This window comes from Pseudomonas sp. RIT-To-2 (assembly GCF_029623465.1).
Taxonomy (GTDB): Bacteria; Pseudomonadota; Gammaproteobacteria; order Pseudomonadales; family Pseudomonadaceae; genus Aquipseudomonas; species Aquipseudomonas silvicola.
In genome coordinates this window covers 125,944-145,187 of sequence record NZ_JAPYKM010000011.1, presented here as the reverse complement: position 1 = coordinate 145,187, position 19,244 = coordinate 125,944, and the positions used below count along the sequence as shown (strand labels likewise).

At 62.8% G+C, this 19,244-nt stretch carries 19 protein-coding genes; 15 read left to right on the top strand and 4 right to left on the bottom strand.

Going from position 1 to position 19,244, the window contains the following annotated elements; genetic code table 11:
• Positions 1 to 11: 11 nt before the first annotated feature.
• The 4 genes from QBK88_RS12730 to vioA are packed head-to-tail and all read right to left on the bottom strand — an operon-like array spanning position 12 to position 4,178.
• Complete coding sequence (locus tag QBK88_RS12730) at positions 12 to 1,259, bottom strand: CDP-glycerol glycerophosphotransferase family protein (protein WP_277962294.1); 1,248 nt, start codon at positions 1,257 to 1,259, stop codon at positions 12 to 14.
• A 33-nt stretch (positions 1,260 to 1,292) separates the two neighbouring features.
• A complete protein-coding gene (locus tag QBK88_RS12725; RefSeq protein ID WP_277962293.1) occupies positions 1,293 to 1,757 on the bottom strand; it encodes an adenylyltransferase/cytidyltransferase family protein in 465 nt (154 codons plus the stop codon).
• 10 nt (positions 1,758 to 1,767) lie between these two features.
• Entirely contained in the window at positions 1,768 to 3,051 is a 1,284-nt protein-coding gene (locus QBK88_RS12720) for an ATP-grasp domain-containing protein (protein WP_268144561.1), read from the bottom strand.
• Positions 3,048 to 4,178 (bottom strand): dTDP-4-amino-4,6-dideoxy-D-glucose aminotransferase VioA, encoded by a 1,131-nt coding sequence (gene vioA / locus QBK88_RS12715; protein WP_277962292.1) that lies wholly within the window; start codon positions 4,176 to 4,178, stop codon positions 3,048 to 3,050. The genes QBK88_RS12720 and vioA overlap by 4 nt, the downstream gene beginning before the upstream one ends.
• 324 nt (positions 4,179 to 4,502) lie before the next feature.
• Here vioA and pseB point away from each other — a divergent pair, with 324 nt between their 5' ends.
• From pseB to QBK88_RS12640, 15 genes are all read left to right on the top strand, one after another.
• Entirely contained in the window at positions 4,503 to 5,504 is a 1,002-nt protein-coding gene (gene pseB, locus QBK88_RS12710; protein ID WP_277962291.1) for a UDP-N-acetylglucosamine 4,6-dehydratase (inverting), read from the top strand.
• Entirely contained in the window at positions 5,501 to 6,661 is a 1,161-nt protein-coding gene (gene pseC / locus QBK88_RS12705; protein ID WP_277962290.1) for a UDP-4-amino-4,6-dideoxy-N-acetyl-beta-L-altrosamine transaminase, read from the top strand. The genes pseB and pseC overlap by 4 nt, the downstream gene beginning before the upstream one ends.
• Complete coding sequence (gene pseF / locus QBK88_RS12700; protein ID WP_277962289.1) at positions 6,658 to 7,359, top strand: pseudaminic acid cytidylyltransferase; 702 nt, start codon at positions 6,658 to 6,660, stop codon at positions 7,357 to 7,359. The genes pseC and pseF overlap by 4 nt, the downstream gene beginning before the upstream one ends.
• A complete protein-coding gene (gene pseG / locus QBK88_RS12695) occupies positions 7,356 to 8,402 on the top strand; it encodes a UDP-2,4-diacetamido-2,4,6-trideoxy-beta-L-altropyranose hydrolase (RefSeq protein ID WP_277962288.1) in 1,047 nt (348 codons plus the stop codon). The genes pseF and pseG overlap by 4 nt, the downstream gene beginning before the upstream one ends.
• Before the next feature lie 5 nt (positions 8,403 to 8,407).
• Positions 8,408 to 9,460: a pseudaminic acid synthase gene (gene pseI / locus QBK88_RS12690; RefSeq protein WP_277962287.1), complete on the top strand. Its 1,053-nt coding sequence runs from the start codon at positions 8,408 to 8,410 to the stop codon at positions 9,458 to 9,460.
• A 238-nt stretch (positions 9,461 to 9,698) separates the two neighbouring features.
• The gene (locus tag QBK88_RS12685; protein ID WP_277962286.1) at positions 9,699 to 10,622 is read left to right on the top strand and encodes a ketoacyl-ACP synthase III; all 924 of its coding nucleotides are present in this window, start codon (positions 9,699 to 9,701) and stop codon (positions 10,620 to 10,622) included.
• Positions 10,623 to 10,691: 69 nt separating this feature from the next.
• Positions 10,692 to 11,888, top strand: a complete 1,197-nt coding sequence (locus QBK88_RS12680) for a glycosyltransferase family protein (RefSeq protein WP_277962285.1) — start codon at positions 10,692 to 10,694, stop codon at positions 11,886 to 11,888.
• Between the two features lie 61 nt (positions 11,889 to 11,949).
• Positions 11,950 to 13,242, top strand: a complete 1,293-nt coding sequence (locus tag QBK88_RS12675; protein WP_277962284.1) for a 6-hydroxymethylpterin diphosphokinase MptE-like protein — start codon at positions 11,950 to 11,952, stop codon at positions 13,240 to 13,242.
• Positions 13,239 to 13,505, top strand: a complete 267-nt coding sequence (locus QBK88_RS12670) for a hypothetical protein (protein ID WP_277962283.1) — start codon at positions 13,239 to 13,241, stop codon at positions 13,503 to 13,505. Before QBK88_RS12675 ends, QBK88_RS12670 begins: the two co-directional genes overlap by 4 nt.
• 360 nt (positions 13,506 to 13,865) lie before the next feature.
• The gene (locus QBK88_RS12665) at positions 13,866 to 14,714 is read left to right on the top strand and encodes a flagellin domain-containing protein (protein ID WP_268144534.1); all 849 of its coding nucleotides are present in this window, start codon (positions 13,866 to 13,868) and stop codon (positions 14,712 to 14,714) included.
• Between the two features lie 74 nt (positions 14,715 to 14,788).
• Positions 14,789 to 15,160 (top strand): flagellar protein FlaG, encoded by a 372-nt coding sequence (locus tag QBK88_RS12660; RefSeq protein WP_268144533.1) that lies wholly within the window; start codon positions 14,789 to 14,791, stop codon positions 15,158 to 15,160.
• A 94-nt stretch (positions 15,161 to 15,254) separates the two neighbouring features.
• On the top strand, positions 15,255 to 16,697 hold the full coding sequence (gene fliD, locus QBK88_RS12655) for a flagellar filament capping protein FliD (RefSeq protein WP_277962282.1): 1,443 nt from the start codon (positions 15,255 to 15,257) through the stop codon (positions 16,695 to 16,697).
• A 159-nt stretch (positions 16,698 to 16,856) separates the two neighbouring features.
• Positions 16,857 to 17,252: a flagellar export chaperone FliS gene (gene fliS / locus QBK88_RS12650; protein ID WP_277962281.1), complete on the top strand. Its 396-nt coding sequence runs from the start codon at positions 16,857 to 16,859 to the stop codon at positions 17,250 to 17,252.
• Between the two features lie 23 nt (positions 17,253 to 17,275).
• Positions 17,276 to 17,569 (top strand): flagellar protein FliT, encoded by a 294-nt coding sequence (fliT, locus tag QBK88_RS12645; RefSeq protein WP_268144528.1) that lies wholly within the window; start codon positions 17,276 to 17,278, stop codon positions 17,567 to 17,569.
• 167 nt (positions 17,570 to 17,736) lie between these two features.
• Entirely contained in the window at positions 17,737 to 19,212 is a 1,476-nt protein-coding gene (locus QBK88_RS12640) for a sigma-54 dependent transcriptional regulator (protein WP_268144526.1), read from the top strand.
• Positions 19,213 to 19,244: the final 32 nt, after the last annotated feature.

Here is a 19,244-nt window from a genome sequence, read left to right as displayed (position 1 = left end):
ATTGTCTGGGGTCAAGCCAGTTGTTTGATGCGGTCCACCACGCGCTGGCAATTGCCCGCGTCGGTGTGGGCGAAAAATACCTTGCGGGCCATGCGGTAGCGGTCGCTATCGACCTGGCGCGGGCTGTTCAACTCCTGGTCCAGGGCCTCGACGAGCGCCTGCGGGGTGCCCACCACCGGGCCTGGGAACACCAGGTCCAGGTCATAGAGCACGCCATCCTGTTGTTGCTGATAGTGCTCCAGGTCATAGGCGAAGCTGAACACGGGCTTGTTCAGGTACAGCGCGTCGATGTACACGCTGGAGTAGTCGGTCACCACCAGGTCGGCGCCGCGCAGCACGCAGGCGATGTCGGGGAATTGCTGGTGGTCCAGTTCGACGATGCTATGGCCGTCGATCAGTTGCTCGATGTTGAACACTTCATCGGCGTTCCTGAAGTAATGCAGGCGAATGCCGAGCACAGCGTTGTGGCGCACCAGCAGGGCGCGCAGGGCCTGGGCGTCGGCCTCGCTGAACTGGTAATAACCGGCGCCGGCGACGGTCACCTGGCGGTACGTGGGCGCGTAGACGATCAGGGTCTTGTCGCCCTTGATGCGTTCGATCCGTGCCAGCCCTTCGCGCAGGTAGTCGGGCAGTTGCGGGCGCGGCATCACCAGGAAATCGCTGCGCGGCAGACCCGTGACCCACACTCGGTCGTAGGTAATGGGGTGGAACATGGTCGCCATGGCGTGGCTGTCGATGGCTGACGAAGTGATCAACCCGGCGTAATGGGAGCGTTCCAGCCGGCGAAAGGCCACGCGGTCGGTGTGCTTGCGCACTTCGTCATTGGCCAGCGCCAGCAGTTTTTTCAGCGGGATGCCGTGCCACAGGTTGATGATGGTGCGCGGCTTGAGCGCCGGGCGAACCACGCTGAAGCGCCGCACCGGCCAGCGCATGGAAAGGTCCATGGACACCGAATGGGTTACCAGCAGTACCTTGCAGCGCCACAGGGCGAACAGCCCGGGCAGGCTCTGCAGGTCGAGCACACGGGTATTCACCGCGCCTTCCAGGGTGAAGGTCACCGGCACGCCGCGGGTAAAGACGATCTTTTCCAGGCTGGGGTCGGCCTTCACGGCCTCGAATACCGCCCGGGCATTCTCCACGAACTGATCGGATTTCAAGTGGTGCACACAGAAGCCCCAGCGCTGCGGGTTCTTGCTTGCACAGCGGTCGATCAGGCGCCACAGCGGAAGTACCACCAGGTCCGCAACCAGTTTACGCATTCAACGCTCCATTGCCGGGTATTGCCTGTGGGGTTATCGGGATTGCAGTTGGTCCACGACCCGTTGCAGCTGGTCCACGGCCCGTTGCAGCTCCAGCATCTGGTCTGCGTGCAGGGCCTGCGCCAGGCGGCGGATTTCGGTCGAGGAGATGTCCCGGGTGCGGGGCAGGTACACCACCTGGCAGATGTCGCTGAGGTCGTCGAACTTGCCCGCCCAGTCATCGCCGATGGCGAAGATCTGCGCGCCCTCGCGCAGGATGTCGCTGCGCTTCTGGTCCCAGTGGGTTTCCGGGATCACGTGGTCGACGTAGCGCACCGACTTGAGAATCTCCACCCGCTGGGCATAAGGGGCGATGGATTTCTTGCCTTTCTGATGGTTGAACTCGTCGGTGGAGCAGCCCACCACCAGGCGGTCGCCCAAGCCTTTGAGGCGGCGCAGCAAGTGCACGTGGCCGACATGGAACAGGTCGAAGGTGCCGTAGGTGATCACCGTGGTCATGGCGCCGTCCTCACTGGTCTGGGCTGCTGAGCAGCATGTCGATCATGCTGCAGTCGAACGTGTGGATACCGCGGCTGCGGGATACTTCCAGGCGCTCGGCGTAGCTGTCGTCCACCAGGATGGCGTCGCTTTCGCGAATGAACGCCGACTTCGGCGTGCCGTCGGTGATGTGGATGATTTCGTCGAACAGGCCGGCCAGGCGGTGGCGCGCCAGCGTGGCGTCCAGGTCATGACGGTGGCGGGTGATCAGCTTGACCTTGCGCTTGAGGTTCAGCGCCCGGTACACCAGGCTCACCACCTGGGTGTTGACCTGGTCGCGGAAAATCAGGGTGTCGTCCAGGTCCACGTACAGCGTGGCGTATTGCACGTCGTGGCGGTAGCGGTTGCCCAGGGCGCGGTCCACTTCCACACAGCCCTCGTAAGCGAGAATACCCAGCGGCGCGCGTTCCTGTTCGTACAGGCTCAGCAGCGGGAAATTCACGCCACGCACACGGTTGGTGGACATGCTGCCGGCAATCCGCGGGGCCACTTCCAGCAGGGTCAGGGCGCCGTCGGCGGCGCGCTTGACCTGGAAAAACCAGGCGCCGCGCATGTTCAGTTCGTCACTGATGCGCGCGGCCATGGCCTGGGCCTGTGGCAGTTCCTCGGTGACGCTGTTCACCGCGATGCCATTGCGAATGCGCAGGCGGCGGCGAGCGGAGGCGTACAGAAGGCCGCGTTCGCGGTCGGAGAAACAGTCGACAGTGAATTCTTCGCCCGGCAGGTACTGGCAGATCAGTGGGTCGGGCAGCGCCGCGCACGCCCGATGCAGGGCACCAGCGTCATCGCAGCGGGCCACGCCCTGGCTGCCTTGCCCGCGGTCGGGCTTGACGAACACCGGGAAGCCGGTGACCTCATCGGCGTGCCGGAACACGCGGGGTACCGCCACGGTATCGCGCAGGCGTGCGTAGGTGCTGGACTTGAGCCGGGTCAGGCTGCACACCTCGGCGCTGGCGCCGACGATCACCGCCGGCAGTTGCTCGGCCACTTCGTGCAGGGCAATGATGGCGTCATCGTAGGCCGGGAAGATGTAGTCGATCTTCAACTGCTTGCACAATGTCACCAGCCTGGGCAGCCAGTCCGCCTCGTGGATGCTGGGCAGCGGGTGGTAGTCCGGGTAAACCAGTTGCGCCGGGTTGCTGATGGGCTGGCCGGCGCCGTGCAACTGGATTTCCTTGCAGTACTGCAAAGCGTGGAAAATTTCCAGGCCGATTTCGGTACCGGCCGGGAACACCAGAACCTGACGAACGTTCATCGCTGCACTCCCGTTGGCTGTGCGTGATGGCGCAGCAAGCGGCAAATGGTGCTCACCACTTCCTGGGCCAGATCAGGATATATCGGCAGGCACAGCACTTGACGTGAGGTTTTTTCGGCGACCGGCAGCAATTCGTTCGCCGCCGAGGCCAGGCCGCGGTACATGGGGAACTCGCTGATCAAGGGGTAGAAATAGCGACGCGCCAGAATCTCGTGGTCGCGCATCAGGTCATAGACCTGGTCGCGGGACAGCGGGTAGCTGCTGTCGATGAAAATCGGGAAGTACGAATAGTTGGCGGTCAGGCCTGGGGCGCGGTGCATCAGGCGAATACCCGGCACGCCTTCGAGTTGCTGGCGGTAGTCCTGGTCGATCAGCTTGCGGCGGGCCAGGGCGTCGTCGATGTGGCGCAACTGCAGCATGCCGAAGGCAGCGTTGATCTCGCTCATCTTGCCGTTGATACCGGGGGCGACTACGGTCACCTCGTCGGCGAAACCGAAGTTCTTCAGGTAGTCGATGCGCTTTTTGGTCTTGGCATCGGGGCACACGATAGCGCCGCCTTCGAAGGTGTTGAATACTTTGGTGGCGTGGAAACTGAGAATCGACAGGTCGCCGTGGCGCAGCACGCTGGTGCCTTCCTGGCGCACGCCAAAGCAGTGGGCCGCGTCGTAGATGACCTTCAGGCCGTAGTTGTCGGCGAGGGTCTGGATGGCGTCCACATCACAGGGCGTGCCATAGCAATGCACCGGCAGGATGGCGCTGGTGGACGGCGTGATGGCTTTCTCGATGCTGGCCGGGTCGAGGTTGCAGGACACCGGGTCGATGTCGACGAACACCGGCTTGAGGTCGTTCCATAGCAGCGAGTGGGCGGTGGCCACGAACGAATAGGGCGTGGTGATGACCTCGCCGGTGATACGCAGCGCCTGCAATGCCGTGACCAGCGCCAGGGTGCCGTTGGCGAAGAGGCACAAATGTTCCACCCCCAGGTAGTCGGCCAAGGCCTTTTCCAGTTGCTGGTGGAAAGGGCCGGCGTTGGTCAACCGGCGTGTGGCCCAGATTTCTTCCAGGTACGGCAGGAACTCCTCCAGCGGAGGCAGCAGTGGGCTGGTAACGGGAATGACTTTGGACATGATTGTGCTGGGCGCTCCACGGAAGGTCCTGCGCGCATGGGCGGCCGTCAATAAACGGGCGTCAGGCGTCGACACCGGGGGTACAGCAATTTCTCTGCCAAATAATGATGTGTCGTTGAACAATGCGATGTGGTGTCCGTTTTTAGGGGAGCTGGCTTGCCAGCAAGCATTGCGGTGGTTTGAGCGCTGGCTGGCAAGGCGGCTACCGCAGGCGGGAATGTCGCCGCTATCGACATGGCCTGCATTTTGCTCGGCATCATGGAAACCGTGGCCCGGGTCAGAATTTTGTCCTCGCCGGCCGCCTCGATCTAAGGAACCCAGTGCATGTTCAACGGCAAATCCCTCTTCATCACCGGCGGTACCGGTTCCTTCGGTCGCACCTTCATCCGCCGTTTGCTGGAGCAGTACCAGCCCCGGCGTGTGGTGGTGTTTTCACGCGACGAGCTCAAGCAGTACGAAATGCAGCAGAGCTTCAACGCGCCCTGCATGCGCTATTTCCTCGGTGACGTGCGCGACGCCGAACGCCTGCGCGTGGCCATGCGCGGCATCGATTACGTGATTCATGCGGCGGCACTCAAGCAAGTGCCCGCGGCGGAGTACAACCCCACCGAATGCATCCGTACCAACGTCAATGGCGCCGAGAACGTCATCGCCGCGGCCATCGACAACGGTGTGAAGAAAGTCATCGCCCTGTCCACCGACAAGGCCGCCAGCCCGATCAACCTGTATGGCGCCACCAAGCTGCTGTCCGACAAGCTGTTCGTGGCCGCCAACAACATCGCCGGTGACCAGCAGACCCGCTTCGCCGTGGTCCGTTACGGCAACGTGGCGGGCTCGCGGGGCTCTGTGGTGCCGTTCTTCAGCAAGCTGATCAGCGAACAGGCTGCCGAACTGCCGATCACCGACCCGCGCATGACCCGTTTCTGGATCACCCTGGACCACGGCGTGCAGTTCGTGCTGGACAACTTCGCACGCATGCACGGCGGCGAAATCTTCGTGCCCAAGATTCCTTCGATCCGCATTGTCGACCTGGCCACGGCCATGGCGCCTGACTTGCCGCAGACCCTGGTAGGCATTCGTCCGGGTGAAAAGCTGCACGAGCTGATGGTGCCGCTGGACGACGCGCGCATGACCCTGGAATTCGACGACCACTACACCATTCAGCCGTCGATCCGCTTCACCCACACCGACGTCGACTACGCCGTCGATGGCCTGGGCGAGCAGGGCAGGGCAGTGAACGAGGACTTCGAATACCGTTCCGACATCAACCCGCAGTTCCTCGACGTGGCACAGATCGCTGGCCTGCACGCGGAACTGCAGCCGTGATTCCCTACGGCCGGCAGAGCATTGACAGCGCGGACATCGATGCCGTGGTGCAGGTGCTGCAATCCGACTGGCTGACCCAGGGGCCGACCCTGGCGCGCTTCGAGGCGGCCATGGCCCACTACTGCCACGCTGGGCACGGTGTGGCGGTGTGCAATGCCACCGCCGCCCTGCACATCGCCTGCCTGGCCGCCGGCCTGGGCGAGGGCGATTGGTTGTGGACGTCGCCCAACACCTTCCTGGCTTCAGCCAACTGCGGTCGCTATTGCGGTGCCCAGGTGGACTTCGTCGACATCGACCCGCATACCCTGAACCTGGACGCCGGCAAACTGGCGGCCAAGCTGGCCGAGGCCGAGCTGCAAGGGCGGCTGCCCAAGGTGGTGGTCGCCGTTGCGTTCGCCGGGCAAAGCTGTGACCTGCGTGCCATCGCCGAATTGGCCAGTCAGTACAACTTCTGCTTGATCGAGGACGCCGCTCACGCCGTGGGCGCCCGCTATGCCGGGCGCCCGGTGGGCTGTGGCGAGTTCGCGCAGATGACGGTGTTCAGTTTCCACCCGGTGAAAATCATCACCACCGGCGAAGGTGGCATGGTCATGACCAACAGCCCGGAACTGGCGGCCCGCCTTCAGCGCCTGCGCAGCCACGGCATGACGCGCGAGCCGGTGGACATGGACGAGCCCAGCCACGGCCCCTGGTATTACCAGCAGGTGGAGCTGGGCTTCAACTACCGCATGACGGACCTGCAAGCGGCCCTGGGTCTGTCGCAGTTGCAGCGCCTGGACGCCTTTGTCGGCCGCCGCCGGGAACTGGCCGCACGCTATGAGCGCCTGCTGGGGGAGTTGCCGCTGACCTTGCCAACGGCTCAGGTCGATGCCGAATCGGCCTGGCACCTGTACGTGGTGCGCCTGAACCTGGGCCATATCGCCATGGACCACCTCCAGGTGTTCGAAGCGCTGCGTGAGGCGGGCGTTGGCGTGCAGGTGCACTACATTCCGGTGCATCTGCAGCCGTACTATCGCCAGTTGGGCTTCGCCGCCGGTGACTTCCCCGAAGCCGAGCAGTATTACGGCGAAGCCCTGAGCCTGCCGTTGTTTGCCGCCATGACCGACGGCGAACAGGACCGGGTGGTCGCTACCCTGCAGCAGGTGCTCTGCCCGTGACGGCAGTGGCGATCATTCCGGCGCGCGGCGGCAGCCAACGTATCCCGCGCAAGAACCTCAAGCCGTTCGGGGGCGTGCCGATCATTGCCTGGTCGATCCGCGCGGCGCTGGCCAGCGGGCTGTTCGATGAGGTGGTGGTCAGCACCGACGACGACGAAATCGCCGAGGTAGCCCGTGCCCACGGCGCCCTGGTTCCCTTTCGCCGCCCGGCGAACCTGGCCGATCATCACACCGGCACCATGGCGGTGATCCAGCATGCCTTGCAGGCCCTGGCCACGCCCCATGAGCTGGCCTGCTGCATCTACGCCACCGCCCCCATGCTCCAGGCAACTGACCTCCATCAGGGCCTGGCGGCGTTGCAGGCCGATGCCCAGCGCTGTTTCGCTTTCTCGGTGTGCAGCTACGCTTTCCCGGTGCAGCGCGCGTTGCGCCTTGACGGGCAGGGCGGGTTGGCGGCGCTTTACCCTGAATTCGCCCCGGTGCGTTCCCAGGACCTGACACCGGCCTGGCATGACGCTGGCCAGTTCTACTGGGGCCGCCGCGAGGCCTGGCTGCAGGGGCTGCCGATGTTCGCCGGGCACAGCCTGCCGATACCGTTGCCGCGTCACCGGGTGCAGGACATCGACACCCCGGAAGACTGGCAGCGCGCCGAATACCTGTTCGCCGCCCTGAAGGCGGCTGGGGAGTTGAACCTGTGAAGGTGCTGATCCGTGCCGACGCATCGCAGACCATCGGCAGTGGCCATGTGGCCCGCTGCCTGACCCTGGCCCACTGCCTGCGCAAGCAGGGGGCCCAGGTGACCTTCGCCAGCCTGACCTTGCCAGGCCACCGGCTGGTCAACCTGGCGGCCCAGGGCCTGAACACCTTCGCCATGAAACCGGGTGCCAGCAGTGATGACATCGAAGCCCTGTTGCCGTGGCAGGCGGACATTGATGCGCTGAAGGGCGCCGGCCATTACGACTGGGTGATCGTCGACCACTATGGCCTGGATGCCCGCTGGGAAACCGCCGCGCGGGCCATCGCCCCTCGGGTCATGGCCATCGATGACCTGGCCAACCGCGAGCACAGCGCCGACCTGCTGCTGGATCAGAACCTCACGGCCAGCGCCGACGCTTATGCCGGCCTGCTGGCGCCGGGCTGCGAGACGTTTTTCGGGCCCCGCTACGCGCTGCTGGCGCCCGCCTTCGAGGCCTTGCGGGTGTCCATCCGCCCGCGTGCCCAGCGGGTGCTGGTCAACTTCGGCGGTTTCGACGTCAACGGCCATACCCTCAAGGCGATGGCCGCCCTGGACGGCGTGCCGGGTATCGAGGTGGATTTCATCGCCGGCCACGGCAACCCCGATTGGGCGCACTTGCAGGCTTATGTCGCCAAGCGCCCGAATTGGACCCTGCATGCGTTCGTCGAGGACTTCCCGGCGCTGATGGCCACCGCCGACCTGTTCATCGGTGCCGGTGGCGGTACCACCTGGGAACGCGCGGCCATGGGCATGCCCACCCTGTGCCTGGCCGTGGCCCACAACCAGCAGGCCAATGCCGAGCGCATGGCCATGGCCGGCGCCCATGTGTACCTGGGGGAAGCCGCCGACGTCAGTTCCCAGGCGCTGCGCCAGTCGGTGGTGGCGTTGCTTGACGACGCCGAGCGCCGCCAGGGGCTGGCCAACCATTCTCGTCAGCTGGTGGATGGCCTGGGCGCGCTGCGCGTCGCCTGGGCCCTGTTCGCCGCCGCTCCGTCCCAAGGATAACCGTCATGCCCAGCTTCAAGATCGGCCACCGCGCCATCGGCCTCGATTCACCGCCCTTCGTCATCGCCGAGATGAGCGGCAACCACAACCAGTCGCTTGAGCGTGCCCTGGCGATCGTCGACGCCGCGGCCAAGGCCGGTGCCCACGCGCTGAAGTTGCAGACCTACACCGCCGACACCATGACCCTGGACATCAATGACGGCGAGTTCCGCATCAGCGACCCTGACAGCCTGTGGGCCGATACCTCGCTGTATGCCCTGTACGAGCAGGCCCACACCCCCTGGGAGTGGCATGCGCCGATTTTCGAGCGGGCGAAAAGCCACGGCATGCTGGCGTTTTCCTCGCCCTTCGATGAAACCGCCGTGGACTTCCTGGAAGGGCTCGACGTGCCGGCTTACAAGATCGCCAGTTTCGAGAACACCGACCTGCCGCTGATCCGCAAGGCGGCAGCCACCGGCAAACCGCTGATCATTTCCACCGGCATGGCCAGCGTCGCCGAGCTGGATGAAAGTGTACGCGCTGCCCGCGCCGCAGGCTGTCGCGACCTGATCCTGCTCAAATGCACCAGCACCTACCCGGCGCTGCCGCTCAACACTCACCTGCGCACCATCGCCCACATGCGTGAACTGTTCGGCTGCGAGGTCGGCTTGTCAGACCACACCATGGGCGTGGGCGCGGCGGTAGCGGCGGTGGCCCTGGGCGCCAGTGTGGTGGAAAAACACTTCACCCTCGACCGCGGGGCCGGCGGCGTCGACGCCAGCTTCTCGCTGGAGCCAGCGGAACTGGCCAGCCTGGTCACCGAGACCGAGCGCGCGTGGCAGGCCCTGGGCCAGGTGCATTATGGCGCCACCACGGCCGAGCAGAAGTCTCTGGTGTACCGCCGCTCGCTGTATGTGGTGCGCGACGTCGCCCCGGGGGAGGTGCTGAGCAAGGACAATGTACGTGCCATTCGTCCGGGCCTTGGGCTGGCGCCCCGGCACCTGGACGCGGTGCTGGGCCGTGTGGCTCGCCGCCCTCTGGCCCGCGGCATGGCACTGGATTGGTCGATGTTTGACTGATCAGCCATCGGCAGCATGGCCAAAAAACGCGATTTCATGTTGAATCAACGTGACCTATGAGTCATAACGCGCATCTTCATTGTAACCTGTTGTTGGGCAATGACCGCGCACGGCCTCCGTTCGGGGCCCCGGCATTGCCTGTTTTCGCCCCTGCGCGGGCGATGCGAATCCCGGTTTTGTTGGCGCCCCTCGATCATGCGAGCGGTGATATTTAGCTCTTTATTATTGGGAAGCCATAATGATTGGCATAAAAAGCATAGCGAGTTACGTGCCTGCCGAAGGCCTGGATAACTACGCCCAGGGTGCCAAGTTTGCCAAGGACGAAGACTTCATCCTGGGCAAGATCGGCTCCGCTTTCCTGCCGCGCAAAGCCGCTGGCCAGGAAACCTCCGACCTGTGCGTCGAAGCGGTCAATGCTCTGTTTGCGAATAACCCCGAACTCAAGCGCGAGTCCATCGATGCGGTAATCGTCGTCACCCAGAACGGTGACGAAGAGGGCCTGCCCCACACGGCGGCCATCGTCCAGGACAAACTCGGCCTGCCTACGCACGTGGCGGCGTTCGATATTTCCCTGGGCTGTTCCGGTTACGTCTATGGCATCTACGCGATGAAGGGCTTCATGGAAGCCGCGGGCCTGAAGAACGGCCTGCTGATCACCGCCGACCCGTATTCGAAGATCGTCGACCCTGAAGACCGCAACACCACCATGCTGTTCGGCGACGCCGCCACCGCCACCTGGATGGGTGAAGACGCGGTGTGGCAACTGGGCAAGGCCAAGTTCGGTACCGACGGCTCCGGCGCGCCGCACCTGAAGGTCACCGACGGCGTGTTCTTCATGAACGGCCGCCAGGTGTTCAACTTCGCCCTGCTGAAAGTGCCGGCCCACCTGCACGAGCTGCTCGACGAATCAGGCCTGAAGTCTGCCGACATCGATGCGTTCTGCATCCACCAGGGCAGCGCCGCCATCGTCGATGCCGTGGCGCGTCGTTTCGAGGAAGAGCCCGAGAAGTTCATCAAGGACATGGTCGAGACCGGCAACACCGTCTCCTCCAGCGTGCCCTTGCTGCTGGAAAAGCACGTGATGGACGCCAACTGGAAGCGTGTGGCCATCAGCGGTTTCGGTGTGGGGCTGTCCTGGGGCTCGGGGATTCTCTATCGCTGATTCCAGCCGCCAGAGAGTGGCCGCTGCCTGACGCCAGCGGCCAACGCGTGATTTCGCAGGGAGCTTGCCGTGGACACCGAAAACACCCCAGCGACAGATTCGGCCGCCGCCCACGTCGTGGTGTTCGACTCTCCCGTGGTGTCGCAGGACTGCGCTGAGGCCTTGCGCGGTCTCGGCTTTCGCGTCACCTGCCTGCCCATGAACGAAGACACCGTGATGGGGTTGATGGGCAGCCGGCCAGACTATGTGCTGACCATCAACTTCAACCGCTACCTCTCAGAAGTGTGCGAGCTACTGAAAGTCCCCTACCTGGCGTGGGTGATCGATACGCCTTGCTACCCGATGTACGACGGTGCCATCAACCACGCACACAGCTTCACCTTCGCCTACGACGCGGCGATCGCCGCCAGGCTCCGGGCGCGGGGTGTGAAGCAGATCTATCACCTGCCGGTGGCTGCCAACCTGTCGCGTATCGAGCGGCTTTCCCGGCAGGACAGCGACGAAGGGCTGGCCCACGACATCAGTTTTGTCGCCAACCTGACGCGCACGGAATACAACTCGCTGATCCAGCCAAAACTGACGCAACAGACCCGTGCGCGCTGCGACGCACTGATCCAGTCCCTGGAACAACCCAGCGAGCTCTTCACCCTGGCTGACCGGATCGACGGCGGGTTGATCGGCGATATCCATCAGCAATCGGGTTACCCACTGGCAGGCGAAACCTACCTCGGCACCTCTGAAAAGCTGGCGTACCTGCTGGGCCGCGAGCACTCCTGGCGTGAGCGGATCGAGGTGGTGCGCCGGCTCGAAGCACGTTTCGCCTTGCGGGTGTATGGCAATAGCGAATGGCAAGGCGAGATCGACTGCCATGCCGGGCACGCCGACCATTTCGAGCAGATGCCGAAAATATTCCAGCGCTCGCGCATCAACCTCAACCTCAGCCGTTCGTTCGTGGAATACGGCTTGCCCATGCGCGTGTTCGACGTGCTCAGCTGTGGCGGTTTCCTCGTCACCAATGACAAAGCCGACCTGGGCAAACTGTTCGTCGACGGCAAGGACCTGGTGGTGTTTCGTGACACCCAGGACCTGCTGGACATCTGCGCCTACTACCTCGAGCACGAGGACGAGCGGCAAGCCATCGCCCGCCAGGGGTTGGCAACGGTGCGCGAAAAGCACACCTACGAACTGCGCATGATCGACCTGTTTACCACCGTGCAGACGGTGCTGCGCGGCCAGTCGGCACCGATGAGTCGCTGGTATTCATGACCGCCCTTGCAGGGCGTTCTGATAGGCTTAGTGGCTACACGTACATCAGGGCACGCTATCCATGACCGACATCTCCCAGCGTAACGCGCAGCTTCTGCTGGCGCGCTGGCCGCAGCTATTCGACCGCCTGCAGCTGGAAAACCCAGAGTCGGTGCCCGCGCAACTCGTCGAAGGGTTGAGCGCGACCCTGAGCATCAATGGCGTGCAGCTCACCAGCCGTCATGACCGGCATGCCGAGGCTCAGCTGCAAGCCGCGACTCTGCCCGAAGCTGCCACTCATGTACATGTTTACGGCGCAGGCCTGGGAGACTTGCAGTTGGCCCTGCTGCAGCGCCCGGCCCTGCAGCGGTTGACCGTGCATATTCTCAATAGCGCGATCTTTGCACTGGTGGTGCAGATACTCGACCAGGCGGACTGGCTCAAGGACCCTCGTGTAGAGCTGGTAATGGCCGGTGACCTTCAGGAAATCCACCTGCCGTTCTTTGCCCTGCCTTCCGAGCTGGTATTGGCCGATGATCACGCCGCCAAGATTCGTGACCGCTTGATCAGTGAAGTGCACCTGGCCTTCAATAACCGCGAGTTCAGTGCCCAGGACCCGGTGATCGTCGAGCGCCTGGCCGACACGTTGCCGCGGGTACGGCGCGACCCGGACGTTGCGCAGCTATTCGCCACGGAGCCTGGCCGTGACTTCTTCGTCATCGCCACCGGCCCCAGCCTCGAACAGCATTTTGCCGCACTCAAACGCGTGCGCGACCAGGCGCGGCGGCCGTTCTTCGTCTGCGTCGACACGGCCTACCGGCCGCTGTTGGCTCACGGTATTGTCCCGGACCTGGTGGTCAGCATCGATCAGCGCATCAGTAGCCGCCACCTGCCCAGCGAAGGCTCGGACGGGGTAGGGCTGGTGTACCTGCCGCTGCTGGAGCGCGCCCTGCTGGAAAGCTGGCGCGGGCCGCGCCACGTCGGGTACTCGGCCAGCCCTGTGTACGCCCAGCTGCGCGAGCAGGTGCCCAGGGCCAGCCTTTATGTGGGGGGCAGTGTCATTCACCCGGCCGTCGACCTGGCGGTGAAGATGGGCGCGGGGCGCGTGACCCTGTTCGGCGCCGACTTCGCCTTTCCGGGCGACAAGACTCACGCCGGCTGGGCCGACGGTGACCTGGGGCCGCAGTTGCAGGCGGCGAAGCATTGGGTGCTCGATGGCCATGGGCAGCGGGTGCGCACCCAGTTGAATTTCCGCAGTTACCTGATTGAGCTGGAGCGTTTTATCGCCGGGCATCCTCAGGTACCGTTCTTCAATACCAGCCGGGCCGGGGCGATGATCGCCGGCACGCATCTGGACCCGGAGTGGTGCCAATGAGCGGTTTCGAGCAATACCGAACGCCAGCGGTTGAGTGCGCACATCTGTTCCGCCTGGGGCGGGAGGTGGAAGCGGCGTTGGTGATGGTGGAATTGTCTGGCGCGCTGATGCCGCTGTTCGATCGTGCCCCGGCCGCGCTGCAACAGCAGTGGTCGGCAGTGCTCACGCAGATGCTCGCGTGCCAGGAAGGGCAGGACTGGTTGGGGTTGGCGGATTACCTGGAATACGAGTTGCTGGAGCTGATGCGCCAAGCGGGCACCTGACCTTTTGGTTCCTGTGGCGTAAACACCACCAGTGGGGCCGGGGATCTGTGACCGGCTTCTCAGGTGCGGTGGATGGCCGGATGAATTTTTCCGGCGCGGCTACGCTATAGCCGCGGGTGCAGGCCTGTTGAAATGTGATCTGTGTCACAGCCGATACGAGGCTGGGTGAAGGTGGTGGAATCGTCGGCCGGGCTGAAAGCCCCGGTTTACAAGGGGTGGCGTACTGATGGCGTTTTTTTTCGAAAAAAGCCCTCAAGCAACTTCCCATCACGACGATAACTATTACGAAGGTTCTCTAGGCCACACCCGGCGGTTGCCAGGGCCGGAAGCCGCTGCACCCACCCATCGAGGAATTTCGTCATGGCTTTGACTGTAAACACTAACATCGCTTCGCTGACCGTTCAGAACAACCTGAACAACGCCGCCAGCTCGCTGTCCACCGCAATGACTCGCCTGTCTTCCGGCCTGAAAATCAACAGCGCCAAAGACGACGCTGCCGGTCTGCAAATCGCCAGCCGTCTGACCACTCAGATCAACGGCCTGACCATGGCGACCAAAAACGCCAACGACGGTATCTCGATCGCCCAGACCGCTGAAGGCGCTCTGCAAGAGTCTACCAACATCCTGCAGCGTATGCGTGAACTGGCCGTTCAGTCGCGAAACGACTCCAACAGCACCGCTGACCGTACCTCGCTGAACGCTGAATACGCTCAGATGAGCCAGGAACTGACTCGTATCTCGACGTCGACCACTTTCGGCACCGGCATGAAACTGCTGGACGGTTCGGCTTCGACCCTGGAATTCCAAGTTGGCGCGATGACTGGTTCCGACCAGCACATCACCCTGTCCCTGACCGGTAACTTCTCCGCCAGCGGCCTGGGCCTGTCGTCCACCACCATTTCGGGTACCAGCAACGACGCAGCGCACAGCGCAGTCGACGCCTCGATCTCCGCGATCGACGCCGCACTGGCCACCATCAACAGCGCTCGTGCTGACCTGGGTGCCAAGCAAAACCGTTTCTCCAGCACCATCTCCAACCTGAACAACATCGTTTCGAACGCCACCGCTTCGCGTTCGACCATTCAGGATGCTGACTTCGCTGCTGAAACCGCTGAACTGACCAAGCAACAAACCCTGCAGTCGGCTTCCACCGCGATCCTGGCCCAGGCTAACCAACTGCCATCCGCTGTACTGAAACTGCTTCAGTAATAGCACTGGCTAGTTGAACGGAAGGGTGCTCACGAGTGCCCTTTCGTTTTTTCTCATTTGCGAGGTGACGGACCATGGACATGAGCGTCAAGCTGAACGCGTCTTACCCCCAGGTTGCGGCGCAGACGGCGGCAAGCAGCGCAGCCGCGCCGGCCACCGCAGCGGCGACCACCGCCACCGCGACCGATGGCAAGACCAGCACCGACACCGGCAAAAAGCCGGAACGGGCAGAATTGGATAAAGCAGTGAAGGACATGCAGGACTTCGTCGACTCGACGCAGCGCAACCTGCAGTTCTCCATTGACGATACAACCCACCAGGTGGTGGTCAAGGTCATCGCCACCGAGAGTGGCGAGGTTGTCCGGCAGATTCCGTCGGAAACCGCCTTGAAATTGGCGCAGAGCCTCAAGGAAGGCAACAGTGTGCTGTTCGATACGCAAGTCTGAGCAGTTGGCACGAGACTTGTTTAATTCTGTAGAAATCAGCTTACGATAGGCGTTTTGTCAAAAAGCCGACAGCCGCCGGAACGGGAGTTCAACCATGACCACTACTACCAGCACCACCTCGGTCAGCAGTTCTGGCGGTATCACCGTCAGCGGCGTGGGTTCGGGTATCGATACCTCGAGCATCGTCACGGCTCTGGTCAACGCGCAGAAAGCGCCGAAGCAGGACCAGATCACCGCGCAACTGTCGACTGTCGGAGCCCAGAAGTCGGCTGTCGAAACCGTACAATCTGCATTGGAGGCGTTTACCACGTCGCTAGCCGCGCTGAATGACACCAACTCATTCATTGGTCTGGCGGCCACCTCGTCCAACGAAGGCTATGTGACGGCCACCTCCAGTAACACTGCGGCTGCGGGTAGCTATGACGTTAAAGTCACCAAGCTGGCTACCAGCTCGAAAGTGACGACGGCGGCAGTCAGCGGCGGTGCAAGCACCGTCATGAACACTGCTGCGACGACGCTGAGCATTACCCAGGCCAACGGAAAGTCCCTCAGCGTTTCGCTCGCGGCCAATACCACGCTGTCGGGTGTTCGCGACGCGATCAATACCCAGCTGCAGTCCAGCGGCGTTACTGCCAACCTGGTAACCGACTCGTCAGGCGCTTCGCGCCTGGTGTTGTCTTCGACGACCACGGGTGCCAACACCGGAATGTCCGTCAGCGGTATCGACGCCCTCGCCGTGGATGGGACTGTCCAAGGCTCCAGCAGTCAGGCGGGCTACCTGGGCAGCCTGCCGCAGGACGCCGTGTACTCGATCGATGGTCTGGATGACATGACCAGCTCGAGCAACACGCTGACCTCGGCGATCAGTGGTGTGAGCCTGACCCTGACAGGCGTGGGCTCGTCAACCGTTACCGTGGCATCGAGCACCGACGATATGAAAACGTCAGTGCAGTCTTTCGTGACGGCCTACAATACGCTCATCACGGCAATCAATGCGCAGACGGCGGTTTCCCCGACGGGCGCCACGGCCAGTACCAGTACCTCTGCGACCACCACGGCCGGTGCGTTGACCGGGGATGCCGGTATTCGTTCGCTGATGGCTTCCATCCAGACTCAGTTGACCAAGTCGAGCACCACCAGTGGCAACTTGAGCATCCTTTCGCAGCTGGGCGTCAGCACCGGCGAGGATGGCCAGCTGACCTTGGATGACACCAAGTGGACCGCGGCAATGACCACCAACGCGGGCAACGTGGCCAACCTCTTTGTTGGTACTGATGGCCTGCTGAGCCGCATGACATCGGTCATTGATCCGTACACCCAGACAGGCGGCATTCTGGACACACGCATCAAGGGGTATGCGGCCACGGTAACGGACCTGGACAATCAACAGACCGACCTGGACTCGCGCATGGATGCCCTGACCACCACCCTGACCGCCAAGTACAGCGCGATGGACACGTTGGTCGCTCAGCTTACCGCGACCAGTACCAGCGTCATGACCACCCTGAACGCCCTGAACACCAAGTCCTCCAGCTAAACCTGCGGCGGCGTTCAACCGGGCCCGGGCCCGTCGCTTGCGACGGCTCGGGCCTTGTCGTTTCAGCGCCCAGGCAAGGCGCGCTAAAGTTTTTTGCGGGCCAGTCGACACAATGGTCATGCAAAACACATCACTGTTGACGTGTAACGAGGAAGCAACATGAATCCCATGAAAGCCCTTCGCCAATACCAGAAGGTCAGTTCTGTGGCGCAGACCTCCGAGGCGAGCCCGCACCGCCTGGTGCAAATGCTCATGGAAGGCGGGCTCGATCGCCTGGCGCAAGCCAAGGGCGCATTGAGCCGCGGCCAGATTGCGCAGAAGGGCCTCATGCTGAGCAAGGCCATCGAGATCATCGGCGGCCTGCGCACCGGTCTGGACCCCGAGAAGAGCGGTGGCGACCCTGCCTCCCTGCAGGACCTGGATGCGCTGTATGCCTACATGATGCAGCGCCTGGGTGAAGCCAACCGAAAAAATGATCCGGAAATGATCGATGAGGTTGCCAGGCTGCTGATTACCGTCAAGAGTGGCTGGGATGCCATTGCCAACGTCGAGTAAGGCCAATGTCCGAGGAAGTCGACATGAGCGCACTGCAAAGAATTGAACACACCAGTCACGCCCTGACGGACGCCCTGGCTGCCCGGGACTGGGAAGCCATCCGCGAACTGGACCGCCAGTGCCGCGCCTGCGTCGATGCCCTGGCCGCTGAAGAGCAGGTGGACGAAGGGCAGGTTCGGGCGAAGCTGGAAGGGTTGCTGGCGGTGTATCGGCAGTTGCTGGACGCCAGCCAGGGTGAGCGCGCAGCAATAGTCGACGAGATGTCACAACTGAAACATGCGCACAAGGCTGCAAAGGTTTACCATCTGTTCCGTTAATTTGCTCGGTTGATCAGAAGTAATGCGCCATAAATTTGACTGTATTCGCTTTTTTGACTTAACTAGTAGCTGTTTACTTTCTTCAGGCGTCTAACAGCCATACCAGGCCGAAATACGTCTAGCTTGCCCTGAAAGGGCATCGAGTTGACTAGGGAAGTTGCTATTGCATGTGGCGTGAAACCAAAATTCTGCTAATCGATGACGATAGCGTTCGCCGCCGGGACCTGGCGGTGATCTTAAATTTTCTCGGCGAAGAAAATTTGCCCTGCACCAGCGGTGACTGGCAGCAGGTGGTCGATTCGTTGTCGTCGAATCGGGAAGTGCTTTGCGTCCTTGTCGGGACGGTCGAGGCCCCCGGTACCCTTCAGGGCTTGCTTAAGACCATCGCTGGGTGGGATGAGTTCCTTCCGGTGCTGCTTTTAGGTGACACGGCCACCGGCGACCTGCCGGAAGATTTGCGCCGGCGCGTGCTTTCCAGCCTGGAAATGCCGCCCAGCTACAGCAAGTTGCTGGATTCGCTGCACCGCGCCCAGGTCTATCGCGAGATGTATGACCAGGCCCGCGAGCGCGGCCGCCAGCGTGAGCCGAATCTGTTCCGCAGCCTGGTGGGCACCAGCCGTGCCATCCAGCACGTGCGCCAGATGATGCAGCAGGTGGCCGACACCGACGCCAGCGTCCTCATCCTCGGCGAGTCGGGCACTGGCAAGGAAGTGGTGGCGCGCAACCTGCATTACCATTCCAAGCGCCGCGACGCGCCGTTCGTGCCGGTCAACTGCGGGGCCATTCCCGCCGAGTTGCTGGAAAGCGAACTGTTCGGCCATGAGAAGGGTGCCTTTACCGGTGCCATCACCAGCCGTGCCGGGCGTTTCGAACTGGCCAACGGCGGTACCCTGTTCCTCGACGAAATCGGCGACATGCCGCTGCCGATGCAGGTCAAGTTGCTGCGCGTGTTGCAGGAACGCACCTTCGAGCGCGTGGGCAGCAACAAGACCCAGAGCATCGATGTGCGCATCATTGCCGCCACCCACAAGAACCTGGAAAGCATGATCGAGGTCGGCACTTTCCGTGAAGACCTGTATTACCGCTTGAATGTGTTCCCCATTGAAATGGCGCCGTTGCGTGAGCGGGTGGAAGATATTCCGCTGCTGATGAATGAATTGATCTCGCGCATGGAACATGAAAAGCGCGGCTCCATTCGTTTCAATTCCGCGGCCATCATGTCGCTGTGCCGTCACGGCTGGCCGGGCAACGTCCGTGAACTGGCCAACCTGGTGGAGCGCATGGCAATCATGCACCCCTATGGGGTTATCGGCGTGGCCGAGCTGCCGAAGAAGTTTCGCTACGTCGACGACGAAGACGAACAACTGGTCGACAGCCTGCGCAGTGACCTGGAAGAACGCGTGGCCATCAACGGTCATACGCCGGACTTCACCACGGGCGCCATGCTGCCGCCCGAGGGCCTGGACCTCAAGGACTACCTCGGTGGCCTGGAGCAGGGCTTGATCCAGCAGGCGCTGGATGACGCCAACGGCATCGTGGCCCGTGCCGCCGAGCGTTTGCGTATTCGCCGTACCACCCTGGTGGAGAAAATGCGCAAATACGGCATGAGCCGTCGTGAAGGCGATGACCAGACAGATGATTGACGCTTGAGTTCCCGAGGCCGGCGCATTCAGGC

Bases quoted from the DNA above. Each gene is read 5' to 3' on its own strand.
- QBK88_RS12730 (WP_277962294.1), bottom strand. From the start codon at position 1,259: ATGCGTAAACTGGTTGCGGACCTGGTGGTACTTCCGCTGTGGCGCCTG.
- QBK88_RS12725 (WP_277962293.1), bottom strand. From the start codon at position 1,757: ATGACCACGGTGATCACCTACGGCACCTTCGACCTGTTCCATGTCGGC.
- QBK88_RS12720 (WP_268144561.1), bottom strand. From the start codon at position 3,051: ATGAACGTTCGTCAGGTTCTGGTGTTCCCGGCCGGTACCGAAATCGGC.
- vioA (WP_277962292.1), bottom strand. From the start codon at position 4,178: ATGTCCAAAGTCATTCCCGTTACCAGCCCACTGCTGCCTCCGCTGGAG.
- pseB (WP_277962291.1), top strand. From the start codon at position 4,503: ATGTTCAACGGCAAATCCCTCTTCATCACCGGCGGTACCGGTTCCTTC.
- pseI (WP_277962287.1), top strand. From the start codon at position 8,408: ATGCCCAGCTTCAAGATCGGCCACCGCGCCATCGGCCTCGATTCACCG.
- QBK88_RS12685 (WP_277962286.1), top strand. From the start codon at position 9,699: ATGATTGGCATAAAAAGCATAGCGAGTTACGTGCCTGCCGAAGGCCTG.
- QBK88_RS12675 (WP_277962284.1), top strand. From the start codon at position 11,950: ATGACCGACATCTCCCAGCGTAACGCGCAGCTTCTGCTGGCGCGCTGG.
- QBK88_RS12670 (WP_277962283.1), top strand. From the start codon at position 13,239: ATGAGCGGTTTCGAGCAATACCGAACGCCAGCGGTTGAGTGCGCACAT.
- QBK88_RS12665 (WP_268144534.1), top strand. From the start codon at position 13,866: ATGGCTTTGACTGTAAACACTAACATCGCTTCGCTGACCGTTCAGAAC.
- QBK88_RS12660 (WP_268144533.1), top strand. From the start codon at position 14,789: ATGGACATGAGCGTCAAGCTGAACGCGTCTTACCCCCAGGTTGCGGCG.
- fliD (WP_277962282.1), top strand. From the start codon at position 15,255: ATGACCACTACTACCAGCACCACCTCGGTCAGCAGTTCTGGCGGTATC.
- fliS (WP_277962281.1), top strand. From the start codon at position 16,857: ATGAATCCCATGAAAGCCCTTCGCCAATACCAGAAGGTCAGTTCTGTG.
- fliT (WP_268144528.1), top strand. From the start codon at position 17,276: ATGAGCGCACTGCAAAGAATTGAACACACCAGTCACGCCCTGACGGAC.
- QBK88_RS12640 (WP_268144526.1), top strand. From the start codon at position 17,737: ATGTGGCGTGAAACCAAAATTCTGCTAATCGATGACGATAGCGTTCGC.